Below are 12,963 nucleotides of genomic sequence, written 5' to 3' on the forward strand. Positions count from 1 at the left end.
AAATAAGCGGAAGAACGCAGACTAAATTTGCCAACATCACATTTTCTTTGGTAAAGGGAATGGATCAGGTAATAAATCATTCAATTTGTTATTTTATTTCAGAAATTATGTGGGAGATTACTTTTGCTGAACAAGTAAGCAACCATGACATCAATCTTTAAATCATATTACCTTGGAAAACCCTGTCTTTAAAACGATCTCCTCCCAATGCTACTTAGGTGAAGGCCCGCTTTGGATAGCTGATTTAGGTTGCTTTTTCTGGGTGGATATCGAAAAGGGTAATCTTCATCGATACCATTTAACTTCCGAAAAACTGGAAATCAGGCATTTCCCGCATTATTTGGCGGTGGTTCTGAAAGGTCAAAATGGAAAATTGATTTTGGGTTTGGACCGGAAACTGGTGTGGTACGATTGGGAGACTGAGGAAATCGAAAAGCTGTGTGAAGTGGAGACTAATCAGCCCTTACACCGCTTCAATGACGGAAAGGTTGATTTTAAAGGTCGGATTTGGATAGGGACACTAAGTACCAAGTTCACAGAGGGGGCAGGTTCCCTTTACCGGATTGACTCCAAGCTCAAACCCGAAGTACAACTGAACAACCTGACCATTTCCAATGGAATGGCTTGGACGGAAGATCAGGATACTTTCTATTTTATCGATACCCCAACGCGGAAGATTCAGGAATTCTTATTTGATCCGGCGACAGGAGAAATCAGATTCCGAAGGGTTGCAGTGGAGATCCCGGAGGACTTGGGCTTTCCGGACGGGATGTGCATCGATCGGGAAGGTATGCTGTGGGTAGCACATTATGGAGGTTCAGGAGTCTATCGCTGGAATCCTCAGACCGGAAAACTTCAAGACAAAATCGAGCTGCCTGTTCCCCATGTGACTTCCTGTTGCTTTGGGGGTGAAAATCTCGATGTGATGCTGATCACCACGGCCCAGGAAAATATGACTGAATCGGATTTGAAAAAATATCCACAGAGTGGGGATGTGTTTTTGGTGAAGATGGAAGTGGGGGGATTGGAGACGAATCGGGCTTGTTTTTAACTATTATTTCTCACAGATTTTCACGGATTAAAATCACAGATGCACACAGATTTTCCACTGTATTTCTTTCATCAGTGTAAATCTGTGTCCTTATCCGTGCTTATCTGTGAGAATAAAAAAAGCCAATCTTTCGGTCAGGCTGGATTCTAATGTTTGTTTCCCGCAGATGAGCGCCGAAAAAGTCGCTGATGTTCGCTGATTTTAAAATGGTTCAAGTCTCCTGACTTGGACCTAATCCGTATTGTAAATAATATTTGGCAGTCCGAAGACTGCATTATGACGGGTCCAAGTTTGAAAACTTGAACCAATCCGGTCTCCGCGGATGAACACAGATTATTAACAATTACATATTCATCTGTGAAAATCTGTGCTATCTGTGAGAATAAAAAAAGACCAACCTTTCGAGTGATTTTTCAGGCTACAAGTCCTTTATCAACTTTTCTAGGTCCTCTATGGAAATCGATTCTCGATCTGATTTTGAATAAATTGTGATCAGGAAGACTTCTTGGTTGATCACCTTTACCATTGTGATCACTCTTGCTCCCCCTGATTTTCCTTTACCCGTAGAAGTAATTGCAACCCTAATTTAAAAAAGATTATTTCCAAGCGGTGTTCCTTGGGAGGGGTTACTTTCCAAGGATTCAATAAGGTTAAATAAGTCAGATTTAAGAGAAGAGTGCTTCTTTGCTAATTGCTTGAAGTTTCTCTGAAAAGTATCTGATAAAAGTATTTTAAAGCTCATCCAAAAATGTTCTTGCCTCTTTTAGTTTAATTTTTCCCTCCAGGTGATCTTTCACTTCTTTCAATCCTGCTTCGATGCTTTGTAGGATTTCTTCTTTGGTAGGCTCTTCAAAATCCTCCTGAACTTTGATTTTGATAAAATCAAGACTCCCAATGAAGTTGAGGAAGGCTGAAGCCTTTTCACTATCGATTTCTAATGTAATTTTCATACAGTTAATTTAAATCATTTTTTATGGATTTCGCCTTTTTCTCAACAAACGATGAAATAGGCTTGTTTTTAAATGTTTCCCACGGATTCTCACACAAAAAGAACTCACATTTTTTCCCAAAGAACCTTATCAGTGAAAATCTGTGCCCTTATCCGTGGTGATCTGTGGGAAAACAAAAAAGCCAATCTCTCGATCAGCCTTTTTCAATTTCTCTATAACAACGGCCTGAATTGACTCAGGAATCGCACATCGTTTTCTGTAAAAAGCCGCAAATCCTTGATCTGATATTTCAGCATCGCAATCCGCTCAATACCCATCCCAAAGGCAAATCCGGTGTATTTTTTCGAGTCAATACCACAGTTTTCCAAGACATTCGGATCGACCATTCCACTGCCTCCGATCTCTACCCATCCGCTGCCTTTGCAGACATTACAGCCTTTTCCTCCGCAGATCAGGCAGGAAATATCGATCTCAGCACTGGGTTCGGTGAATGGGAAAAACGATGGTCTGAATCGCACTTTAGTTTCCTTTCCAAACATCTCCTTGGCAAAGTGGTAGAGCGTATTCTTCAAGTCCGCAAATCCTACATTTTCATCCACATAGAGTCCTTCCACCTGGTGGAAAATGCAATGAGCACGGGCAGAAATTGCCTCGTTTCGGTACACACGACCCGGAGATAGCGTCCGAATCGGAGGTTTTTGGTTTTCCATCACCCGCACCTGCACAGATGAAGTGTGCGTACGAAGTGCGATATCGGGATTTTTTTCAATGAAAAAAGTGTCCTGCATCTCACGCGCAGGGTGGTTTTCAGGGAAATTCAATGCCGTGAAGTTATGCCAATCGTCCTCGATCTCAGGTCCTTCGGACAGGTTAAAACCGATGCGCTCAAAGATCTCGATGATGCGCTGACGCGTGGCGGTAAGCGGGTGGATTCCACCCAACCGATAATTGGAAGGAGGCAAAGTCAAGTCGATATCGGCAGTTTTTGACTTTTTGTTGGAAGCAGCCACCTTTTCGATCAGTTCCTGAAATTTTTCTTCCGCCAATTGCTTCACTGAATTAACTACCTGACCGTAGGTTCGCTTTTCCTCATTCGGGATCTGTCCCATCGCTGCAAAAAGCTCCCCAACGACACTTTTCTTGGAGATAAACTCCATTCGATACGCTTCAAGTTGGTCTGGGGTAGTCGCGTCGGCGGCTGCTATTGCGGCTTTGATCGCTTCGATTTTCTCTTGGTACATGACTGTAAATTAATCCAGCCACAAAGCTATCAATTTTGAGCTTTTGGGAGCAAAAGTCATTGGCTAAACTCCGGTCCTTTTAACTTTCCCCCAAAAAAAGTTGACCTGCACCCAATCCACCTGCGAAATCTCACACGTAAGTGCATCCATATCAGAAAAACCAAAACAATAAAACTTATGAACAACTTATTCAAAATGGCTTTCGCAGCCTTCGTATTCCTTTCCGCAAACACCGCATTTGCACAAATGGAAAAAACCGTAGAAGTGGGTGGCGCAGCAATGTACCCTTCTAAAAACATCGTGGAAAATGCAGTGAATTCTGCAGATCACACTACCCTGGTAGCAGCATTAAAAGCTGCAGGTTTGGTAGAGACGCTACAGACTGCAGGTCCATTTACAGTTTTCGCTCCTGAGAATTCTGCTTTCGCAAAACTTCCTGCAGGAACAGTTGAGACCCTTTTAAAAGAAGAGAACAAAGCGCAATTGCAAGCAGTATTGACTTACCACGTGGTAGCCGGTAAAATGGGCTCAAAAGAAATCGCGGCTGCAATCAAAGCTGGTAACGGTAAAGCAACTTTAACCACAGTACAAGGTGGAACAATCACTGCTTGGATGAAAGGCAAAGACCTTTACATTACGGATGCAAATGGTGGACAGTCCAAAGTTACCATCGCTGACGTATGGCAGTCAAATGGCGTAATTCACTCTGTGGATAGTGTAGTACTTCCTAAGATGTAATCGAAAGGCATTGTTATTAAGTAAAAATAGCCCAAGTCGATTGATTTGGGCTATTAGCTTTTATATAATTCTAATTTTTGTATTTGATTTACCTTAAGTAATTCATAGTTTAAATTTCACCTTTAGCACTGAAAGCAACTTCCAGGAACTGAAGACTGTCTGAATTGGAATAAAGCAGCTCTTTTTTTTCTATAAGGAAATAAGAATTATAGCTCAGATAAAACCATTTATTGAAATCTAGAGCTGAATCGTATAGAATAGGAAATCTGGATAATTCTTGTATTTGTAGGTAAATTTTTTTTTGATCTGGATAATGTCCCAAATTAATTATAAAGTCAGGGGATTTGACGAAGTTTTTCCGATAGTGGATATAGGTTTTTCCCTCAATAAGTTCCGATCTGCGAAAGGAAAGAGAATCCTCGGTATTTAGCACAATTATTAATGTGTCTCCTATTTCTGGAAAATCGTTGGATTTATCAATTTCCAAAAAAGGTTTTTCATTGATTTGCTTATTGCAGGAAATTAATAAAAACCATGTCAATATTATACTAATTGACTTCAAGTAAATCCTCATTGAATACAAGTTTTTGTTAAACGGTTATCTAAATCCTGAAGATCTTGCAAAACCTTTCGATCCTCATATTTCATCTCATTCCATTCTTTTGAACTATTTAATCCATGCCAGGCCATTGCTGTATAAAAAGTTGGATTTATTCCTTTTGGCCATTTACTAGTCCCTCCTACTGCATTGTAGAATTCACTCGCTCCCAATAATGGATGAATTTCCTGAAGGACTTTAGCAATATTATCAACAATATATTCAGCCATAAAATTGTGTTGCTGTAGGCTATTGTTGTTTGGATAAAGTTTTTTATACTCTTCGAAATTATTCTGAAAATTTCCGACTAATAAGGAGCCCCTTTTCTCGCCAACTGCATTATAAATTTCCGCATGGATAATTTCGTGGAGTATAACTCTAGCTGCATCTAAAGAACTCATATCATTCACCTTTTTTTCATTAAATGTGATTATAATATTATTATGACCATAAGTAGTCCCATCAGTTTCAGCCCCAGCACCAGATTGAATTGTAGTTCCGACTTTAAATGTTACATTTTTTGGAGAAGTTTTATTTGTAAATTCGGCTAAGCTGTAAACAAATTTGCTCATCTCCAGCATCTCTTGAGCACATTTGAGGGTTTTGTTTTGTGAAAAACTTGAATCAATATAAATAGTCAACTTTGGCATCGGCACATCTGGCGGGTTATACCCTGAATAAGAGCCTGAATATCCTCCATTGCTTGAATATGAATCACCACCGTAGCTGTAAGATCCGCCGCCTGAGGTATACGAATCATTTCCTCCCACGGTGCAAAATTGGCTTAGTGTGCTTTCCAAACTTGTGATAGTCATCACATCTCCCGCTATAGTCACATTAATCCAGACTGTCTCTACAATTTTACACCTAACATCCATATTTTCTTTTCCAATGTAAAATTTACCGTTTGGGGCATTTTTATTGAATTTTCTAGTATTGGTAATTTGTCCCTTTTCTATTTGAAAGCCAATAAAATAATGCTCATCATAAGTGAATAAGTCTATCCATCCACTCCACTTCTCATCAATCATCTGATAGTTGATCGCCTTAAAATCTCGCTTTGATGTCTCTTCATCAGGATAGTATCTGACAATGAGCGGATCAAACCTGTTTTCAGTGCGATGTTTTACAAAAAGAATATTTTGGATAACCCGTTCTTCAAATTCTTCCTCTACATCCTTCGATTCGGGTTTGGGGATATAAACTTGTTCATTTTCCAAATTTATTTCAAACACCTCTCGCCCATCAGGAAAATAGTAATGGTGAAACTTATCCCAATCAGGTTCTTCTTCAAAAAATGGGAGGATCAATTCCTGAGACTCTGACCGAAAATTAGATCCCCTTTCTGGGAGTCTCAGCTTGGTTTTGTTTTCTTCAAACCAAGACTTTACTTGAGCAATCTGTGCATTTTCAATGACCTCGATTTTGGGTGCTTCTGGTTCTTCGACGCATGAGGTCAGCAGTAGATTCATAGTGATCAAAAGCGCTAGAAAACCTAAGAATCCGAATTTACCTAGATTTTTGTACTTGGGGGGGGGCTAATGTGTTTTTCATAAAAAAGGGTTTTTTGGTTGGAAAAATTTTTAAAAAATATCCAAACGATTTCTTTAAAAGTCAAGAGAGGTAACTGCTTTTTTTGCATAAAAAAACCCAAATCTTTCGACTTGGGCCATTTTCAGATTTTTGACTTCAGCTTTCTCACTTCAAACTTTACCAAGTTCTTCCCCCACCCGGTCTTCCCATTTGCCAAGGCTGCTGAGGCGCAGCCTCCGGCTGCTTGAAGTTGCCGAGGATATATGTGAAAGTCACCATGCCATAGCGCGTAAGGACATTGGTGAATACATCGGTCACTGCAACATCTGAGATGGTTCGGGTGATGCTGTTATTTTGATTGAGTAAGTCAAAGATCACTGCTTTCAGCTCTGCCTTATTATTTTTTGCAAAGCGAATTCCACCCTCGATATTCCACAGGAAGAAGTTCTGATTGAATCCTTCAGAAAGACCAGAATACAGGGAATGAGCAACATTATTTCCCATGAAGTACTTCCCGTTCTGAGAGGAGAAATACAAACGAAGGTTAGTTTCCTGCTGATAAAAGTTATTATCCAGGTTCTGCTGAAGCGAAGAGTTTACAATGTTATACGAACCTGTGGTGCTGATCGAGAAGTCTACATTTTGGCTGATATTCGAGCTAAGCGTAATTCCCTGACTAAGCGTAAGGTTATCGTTCAAGTTACTTTCACCATTGATAATACCCGGAATTCGGTTGAAGCCTATTCGGGAATTGGTGTTGAACTGAGATTTGATCATTTTGATCGGAGCACCATAAGTCATGAAAAGGGTTGCTCTAAAATTCCCATCCAAATTTACCGGACTTGTGATTTGTCCACCCGGACGTAGGAGAATCTCTCCATTGATCAGGGTATCCTGCACTGCAAGGAAGGTGCTGTTTCCGATGAAGTTTTTGGTGGAAGAATAATTTGCAAAGGTGAATAGCGTGCGGGATTTCTCCAGATTCACTTTGCTGATGTTGACGAAGATGTTGTGGTTGAAACTCTGCCCCAACGAAGGATTACCAACACGCAGGTTCAGCGGGTTTTGGTTGTTCACCACGTTCTGAAGCTCTGCCACACTTGGTTCACTGGTATCAGTGCGGTAGCGCATTCTCCAGCTGAATCCGGTTTCCCGATTTCGGTAGTTGACATTTGCGCTAGGTAGAATATTGTTGAAGGATCTCTCGAATACCCCCGGGGTTGGGAAAAACGCCTCATTGTCCAATCTGGCATTTTGGTAATCAAGGTTAAGATTGACGTTCCAGCCTTGATTATTGTAAGCATAACCTGATCGAAGTCGCTGCGTGATGAATTTGTTGTCAAACTCATTGGAAAGTGCTGAATCTAAAGTGAAAAGGTTTTCACGATTGAGTACTCGGGTTTTTTGATCTGCACTGGTTTTGTTGTTGGCAATTTGGTAGCCAAAAGTTCCGATGGATTTTTCGCCTAGCGGCTCGGTCCAAGTGGCGTTCATTCGGTAGTTAAAGCCATTGTTGAGCGAGTTGGTCTCCTGTTCAGCAGTGTCGACCAAATTGCGACGGTAATCCTGACTAGCCGCCAAAAGCGTTGAAAACTGATCCCGCTTGTTCCATGCTGTGAAAATATCCGTCGATAGCGTTCTTCCTCTTTTATCGAATTTGTAGCGGTAAGTAATGTTGTTGGAAATGTTGAACGCGTTAGTCTCTGCATCGGTGATAGATCTCAATGCGGAAAGAGAGTCACCGGCATTTGTGGTAGTCAAAGCGTCTCGATCACCAAAAGTTCTGTTGGTTTGAAAAGAGATATTAGGCGTAATGATTATGGAGTTTTTCTCATTCAGATCTGCCTCAATTCTGGCATTTGCGCGGTGATTGTTATTGTCCACGGTATTGATCAGATTTTCTTGGTAAAACTGCCGAAGATTTTCATTTACAACAGTTTCGCGATTGGTAATCTGACGAAGCGAGTTGGTCGTGTTGTTGAAGAAATAACTACCCGAGAAATTGACTTTTTGACCCCACTTGTCCGAATAGTTCAAGCCTATCGCATTTGTGGCAACGATGCCACCAGTATTTCCTACGAAGAAATTATTATTTCCTCCGCCACCAAAGCGACCACCGCCGCCTGGGCCACCTCCACCAGGACCTCTTTGCCCTCCACCGCCACCGGCATTAGCCGTTACTCCGGCGAGGTCTTGACTGGAGAAATTTTGTTGATTGATATTATTGAAGAGTCCCAATACAGAAAGTCGCTTGTCGCCCTTGAAGAAGTTTAAACTACCCCCCGCTGCATATCGATCATCTGTTCCATAGCCGCTATACACCCGGCCAAAAGAACCGTTTTTCCGATCTGATCGAAGAATAATATTGATTGTTTTGGTGTAGTTGCCATCATCAAAACCAGTCAAACGGCTTTGATCCGACCGCTGATCCAATATTTCTACTCTGTCAATCGCATCAGCCGGCAGATTTCGCAAAGCGATGCTTGGGTCATTGCCAAAAAACTCCCGTCCATCAACCAAAATCCGCTGTACCTGCTCTCCTTGAGCTTGTACTTGGCCATTCTGCATGGTGATTCCTGGCATTTTTCGAATCAAATCCTCAGCCTGCGCATTGGTTTGCGTTTTGAAAGCATTTGCATTGAAAGATGTGGTGTCCCCCCGCTGCTCTCCGACCGGAATCTGACCTTCGATGAGCACTTCTCCAAGTACTTTGGTGTCCTCCAGTAGAATCAAATCTCCTAATACAGGCGATTGCCTGATCTGATGGATTATTGTAATGGTTTTATATCCTATAAAGGTTATTTCCACCTTCACAGATGGGATATCCGGGCGCGCAATCTCAAATGCACCATTGGTTCCCGTGACGGTCCCTATCAAAAGTGAATCAGTAACGGTCTTTACCAGCACGTTTGCTCCGATCATCGGAACGTTGGCGACACCGTCGATTACTTTTCCTGTCAATTTTCGCTCAGGACGGTCTTGCCCGTACGCTGAATAAGTCAAAAGAAGGCTAAAAATCAGTGGAATTAATGCGTATTGTTTCTTCATAATCAGTTCAAAATTCAACTACTTTGACTGAATGCCAAAGGGAAAGGTTTAACCATCGATCACACTAAAACGGGAGTGGCCCCATTGGAGGATAAGTGGTGTATTTCCCTTTTAAAATTTAAAAATTCTAAACTTGAGCCATGATTTCAGGATATGAAATTCCATAATGACTAGTATCGTATACCGATTGGCCATTTCTGATAATTATCACCTGAGGGGACTCATGAGGAATATTAAACTCCTCTTCTATTTGATTTGACAACGAACGATTGGCAATCAAATCCAAAAAGTAAGGCACAACTTTAGCTTCATCGGCAGTTTTCCAATTACGCATCAGGCGATCGAGCGACATACTGCTCACGGAGCATCGGGTGCTGTGCTTGAAAATCAAAACAGGTTTTGTTACACTCAAGGCCTTGATCTCTTGGATTTGAGCCGCATTGGTCAATTTATTCCAGTTCATAGTCGTGATTAATTACTTTTGGGGCAATTGTTGCAAGAGCGAAATAGTTCCTCTTTGAAACCGATTTAATAACAATGAAAATGCAGAATAGTGCCAAATCCTTTTTTTTCGCGAAGCTAATCTTGGGAGGCTTGTTGCTTTCGGGTGCTTGTAAAAGCTTGGATCCAAACTTGATCCCGGCTACAATACCTGTTCCGGCGGCATATTCAGAGGTGAATGTTCCGGTTCGCATACCCCTTGGCACCTTGGAAAACCTGCTCAACCAGCGCATTCCTCCAGTTCTTTTTCAGGAAAAGGCAATGGATCTCGGCAATGGAATAGTCGGAGATTTGAATTTTTCCAGAAATGGAATGACAAAAATTCAACCGATAGACAAAGATAAAATACAAATCCAGCTTCCTATTCGTATCAGAGGCGAAGTTGGACTGAAGCCGGGGGGATTGCGGAATCTATTTCAATCAAAGGTCCCTTTGGATCAATCCTTTGCTCCTGTTTTCCTGATCAATCCCATAGTCAATGAAAACTGGTCAATGGGGATTTCTGAGTTTGAACTGCTGGACTTAGGGGGGAAAATGAGTTTTAATGTCTTGGGGATGGAACTTGATTTGAGCCAAATGATCCGAAATGAAATTCGGGATTATGCGGCAACTCATCTGACTTCCAAACCGGACCTTGTCCGATTAAAACCCTTGGTTGATCAGATTTGGAACGAAGTGGGTCAACCTGTCTTTGTGGACTTCCAGGGTAAAAAAATGGCCTTTTCCATTCAGCCTGACTCGGTGAAACTGTCCGAAAATTTTTCGCCAAATGAAGGATATCACCTCAACTTGGGAATGAAAGGAAAAGTGAATCTGCATCCGGCTGATGCCGCACCCAGCAGGCCCTCACCATTGCCTAAACTGACCGAGAATAAGAGTGCAAAAAATACGCTCGAAATCCTGATTCCCCTTCGTTTGACCTACGCTGAAATTGATGAACTCCTGCGGGAAAATTTTGGAAACCAGGCCATTCGGGTCAATAAAACGACGGTATTTCGCCCTGACAATTTCAAGTCCCAAGCCTATGGTGAAAAGCTTGGAATAAAAATGGATTTTCACGCAGAGCAAAGCAATGGGAAGCAAATAAAGGGAATGTTGTTCTTGGTAGGTTTGCCAGCCTTTGACAGTAAGGAGCAGGTTTTGATTTTTGATCAGGTTAATTTTCACCTGGCAAGTGACAATCCCAAAGCAAAGACCGCAGCAGCTTTGAAAAAAGGTAAAATCATCCGTCAGCTCAATCAAAAGCTTCGTTTTCCAATGGCCGAAGTATTGGCGGAAAGTTTAGGAGGGATTCAGGAGCGACTCGCTTTTGAGACGCCAATTGCCGATCTCAGAATCATCGATTTGAAAATTTTCCCCAATGGATTCTATCCGACTCCCTCCGGGCTGGAGATCCAGTTAAAAGCAACGGGAAAGTCGGACATCGCATGGAAATAAAAAAAGCTGCCCTCTTGATCGGACAGCTTTTCAAAAGTTCATGAGTTTGGTCACTTCATTTTCTTCATCATCTCACCTGCCACAGATTTGATGTTTTCATCCAGAAAATTTTTGGAGATTTTATCAATCTTGGATTTTAGGTTTGATTCCAGTTTACTCGCTTTTGCAGAGAGTAAGCCAAACTTGACCACTGAAGGATCTTTGTCCTCAAGAGAATGATTCAAAATGGCCTGTGCACCGGCTGAATTGCGTTTTTGTGCGCCATAGGCTGCGGCTACCCGAATGGGAGCAGAACCGACCGTTGCTGCATTTTCCAGAATCTTATCCGCTTCATCGCCCTGAATAAACCCAACCAAGTAAGCTGCCTTTATTGCCAGGTTTTCATCGCTGCTCGCCACCAATTCCTTCAAAAAAGGAAGTGCATCCTCTCCAAATTTCAAAGCGGCTGCAGGATAGTCCAATTCATCCTGTCGGAGAAAGGCCAGGAGTTCGTTTGTCGAAGAAGCTCCGTGGTTACTCCCTGTTGTTCGTCGTTGTGCCATGATATTTAAGAGTTAAAGTTGAGTACTGAGTGTAGAGTTACGCATCGTGGTGGACTCGCTGGAGATCAGATCAGGGGGAGGATTGGTGATGTTGAACGTCCCCAAGCCGGTCATCAGCCGGTCATTGTTACTCACGTGGCTCAAACCTAATACATGGCCAAACTCATGTGCCAATGTCCAACGACTTGCTGATCGGACCACCACACATCCGGGTCTTCCCGCAGGATGGGCTGCACAGCCGTTATAGCCGGGTACAGTACTTCGCACATAATAGACTACCAGGTCATTTCCGCCCATAAAGTTTCGGTTTCCAAATAGCGAATTTTGCTCAGCAGTAGTCTGCCCCATGAAGCAGCCTCCCACATCTACGTCGGTAAGTGTTGGCAAACTCAGATTCTCGGTAGTCACCCAATCCACCCGAATACCGGCCACCGCAAAAACCTCCTGCATGGCAGCAAATTGTTGGTTTAAGGTAAAGCTGGTAGGGTTTTCGAGGATTTTCACATGGATTCTCACCCGCTCACGCAAAACCCGTGTCCCGGCAGTGCTGGACCAATAGATACTTCCCCGCTGGAAATGGGAAATTCGACCTGTGCCGCCAAAGACTGCCAATTCATCGGAAGTTGGATAGCCTAACACACTTCGTTCCCAGCCCAAAGCCTTCCATTGCTCCCGGATAAGTCCATGCACCTCCCAAGCGCCTGTGCTAGGGGACCAGTAGATGCTTCCTCCCTGGAAATGATTGTATCTGCCTATTCCATCCGGACAAGTCATCTCATTGGTCAGGGGATAGCCCAGAAAACTGCGCTCCCATCCCAAAGACGAATACTTCGCCCGAATAGCTCCATGTATCTCCCAGGCTCCCGTAGACGGGCTCCAATAGATACTTCCTCCCTGAAAGTGATTGTACCTACCGATGCCATCAGGTGTGGCGGTCTCATCGGTGATCGGATAACCTAAAAAGCTTCGTTCCCAGCCCAGAGATTGCCAGCGAGCTCTGATCAACCCATGCACTTCATGGGCACCTGTGGAAGGATGATAATAAATCGATCCATTTGCATAATGCTGAAAAGAACCTACACCATCCGGACATTTTGTAATCGGAGTGGTATTCGGCCCCAGCCATCCTCCTGAGCCTCCAAGGGCCAGGTACTTCTGTGTGATAGGATGCTGATACTTGAGGAGATCTTGAATAGATCTAATTTGATGTTCACTCAGTACCAGTTGTTCCTCTCTCAACACCAGATTTGGGTCAATTTTTAGTTTTGACATAGCGTTGGGGAAAAATGGTGGAATAAAAATTTACAATCGAATTTACCTATAT

At 42.6% G+C, this 12,963-nt stretch carries 11 protein-coding genes; 3 read left to right on the plus strand and 8 right to left on the minus strand.

What is annotated here, in order from left to right:
• Positions 1-172 precede the first annotated feature (172 nt).
• Entirely contained in the window at positions 173-1,051 is an 879-nt protein-coding gene (locus Q8M62_RS12320; RefSeq protein ID WP_304901645.1) for an SMP-30/gluconolactonase/LRE family protein, read from the plus strand.
• Between the two features lie 418 nt (positions 1,052-1,469).
• On the opposite strand, the gene Q8M62_RS12325 is transcribed toward Q8M62_RS12320, so the two are convergent.
• From Q8M62_RS12325 to Q8M62_RS12335, 3 genes are all read right to left on the minus strand, one after another.
• Entirely contained in the window at positions 1,470-1,637 is a 168-nt protein-coding gene (locus tag Q8M62_RS12325) for a type II toxin-antitoxin system RelE/ParE family toxin (RefSeq protein ID WP_370690560.1), read from the minus strand.
• A gap of 145 nt (positions 1,638-1,782) precedes the next feature.
• Positions 1,783-2,001 carry a hypothetical protein gene (locus Q8M62_RS12330; protein WP_304901081.1) on the minus strand — a complete coding sequence of 73 codons (219 nt, stop codon included), beginning with the start codon at positions 1,999-2,001 and terminating at the stop codon, positions 1,783-1,785.
• A 212-nt stretch (positions 2,002-2,213) separates the two neighbouring features.
• Positions 2,214-3,242 (minus strand): phenylalanine--tRNA ligase subunit alpha, encoded by a 1,029-nt coding sequence (locus Q8M62_RS12335; RefSeq protein ID WP_304901082.1) that lies wholly within the window; start codon positions 3,240-3,242, stop codon positions 2,214-2,216.
• A gap of 177 nt (positions 3,243-3,419) precedes the next feature.
• Between Q8M62_RS12335 and Q8M62_RS12340 the strand changes: the two genes are divergently transcribed.
• The gene (locus Q8M62_RS12340; protein ID WP_304901083.1) at positions 3,420-3,980 is read left to right on the plus strand and encodes a fasciclin domain-containing protein; all 561 of its coding nucleotides are present in this window, start codon (positions 3,420-3,422) and stop codon (positions 3,978-3,980) included.
• 570 nt (positions 3,981-4,550) lie between these two features.
• Here Q8M62_RS12340 and Q8M62_RS12345 read toward each other — a convergent pair.
• From Q8M62_RS12345 to ytxJ, 3 genes are all read right to left on the minus strand, one after another.
• The gene (locus Q8M62_RS12345) at positions 4,551-6,050 is read right to left on the minus strand and encodes a hypothetical protein (RefSeq protein WP_304901084.1); all 1,500 of its coding nucleotides are present in this window, start codon (positions 6,048-6,050) and stop codon (positions 4,551-4,553) included.
• 238 nt (positions 6,051-6,288) lie between these two features.
• Positions 6,289-9,159, minus strand: a complete 2,871-nt coding sequence (locus Q8M62_RS12350) for a TonB-dependent receptor (RefSeq protein WP_304901085.1) — start codon at positions 9,157-9,159, stop codon at positions 6,289-6,291.
• A gap of 127 nt (positions 9,160-9,286) precedes the next feature.
• Entirely contained in the window at positions 9,287-9,622 is a 336-nt protein-coding gene (gene ytxJ, locus Q8M62_RS12355) for a bacillithiol system redox-active protein YtxJ (protein ID WP_304901086.1), read from the minus strand.
• A gap of 80 nt (positions 9,623-9,702) precedes the next feature.
• Here ytxJ and Q8M62_RS12360 point away from each other — a divergent pair, with 80 nt between their 5' ends.
• Positions 9,703-11,097 carry a DUF4403 family protein gene (locus Q8M62_RS12360; protein ID WP_304901087.1) on the plus strand — a complete coding sequence of 465 codons (1,395 nt, stop codon included), beginning with the start codon at positions 9,703-9,705 and terminating at the stop codon, positions 11,095-11,097.
• Between the two features lie 50 nt (positions 11,098-11,147).
• Here the strand turns inward: Q8M62_RS12360 and Q8M62_RS12365 are convergent, their stop codons facing one another.
• Together Q8M62_RS12365 and Q8M62_RS12370 are read right to left on the minus strand one after the other, a co-directional pair.
• Entirely contained in the window at positions 11,148-11,639 is a 492-nt protein-coding gene (locus tag Q8M62_RS12365) for a HEAT repeat domain-containing protein (protein ID WP_304901088.1), read from the minus strand.
• Between the two features lie 12 nt (positions 11,640-11,651).
• Positions 11,652-12,911: a hypothetical protein gene (locus tag Q8M62_RS12370; protein WP_304901089.1), complete on the minus strand. Its 1,260-nt coding sequence runs from the start codon at positions 12,909-12,911 to the stop codon at positions 11,652-11,654.
• Between the last annotated feature and the right edge of the window lie 52 nt (positions 12,912-12,963).

The sequence above is a fragment of the Algoriphagus sp. genome (assembly GCF_030694375.1).
Classification (GTDB): Bacteria; Bacteroidota; Bacteroidia; order Cytophagales; family Cyclobacteriaceae; genus Algoriphagus.

Bases quoted from the DNA above. Each gene is read 5' to 3' on its own strand.
- Q8M62_RS12335 (WP_304901082.1), bottom strand. From the start codon at position 3,242: ATGTACCAAGAGAAAATCGAAGCGATCAAAGCCGCAATAGCAGCCGCC.
- Q8M62_RS12345 (WP_304901084.1), bottom strand. From the start codon at position 6,050: ATGAATCTACTGCTGACCTCATGCGTCGAAGAACCAGAAGCACCCAAA.
- Q8M62_RS12340 (WP_304901083.1), top strand. From the start codon at position 3,420: ATGAACAACTTATTCAAAATGGCTTTCGCAGCCTTCGTATTCCTTTCC.
- Q8M62_RS12360 (WP_304901087.1), top strand. From the start codon at position 9,703: ATGCAGAATAGTGCCAAATCCTTTTTTTTCGCGAAGCTAATCTTGGGA.
- Q8M62_RS12365 (WP_304901088.1), bottom strand. From the start codon at position 11,639: ATGGCACAACGACGAACAACAGGGAGTAACCACGGAGCTTCTTCGACA.
- Q8M62_RS12370 (WP_304901089.1), bottom strand. From the start codon at position 12,911: ATGTCAAAACTAAAAATTGACCCAAATCTGGTGTTGAGAGAGGAACAA.
- Q8M62_RS12330 (WP_304901081.1), bottom strand. From the start codon at position 2,001: ATGAAAATTACATTAGAAATCGATAGTGAAAAGGCTTCAGCCTTCCTC.
- Q8M62_RS12350 (WP_304901085.1), bottom strand. From the start codon at position 9,159: ATGAAGAAACAATACGCATTAATTCCACTGATTTTTAGCCTTCTTTTG.
- ytxJ (WP_304901086.1), bottom strand. From the start codon at position 9,622: ATGAACTGGAATAAATTGACCAATGCGGCTCAAATCCAAGAGATCAAG.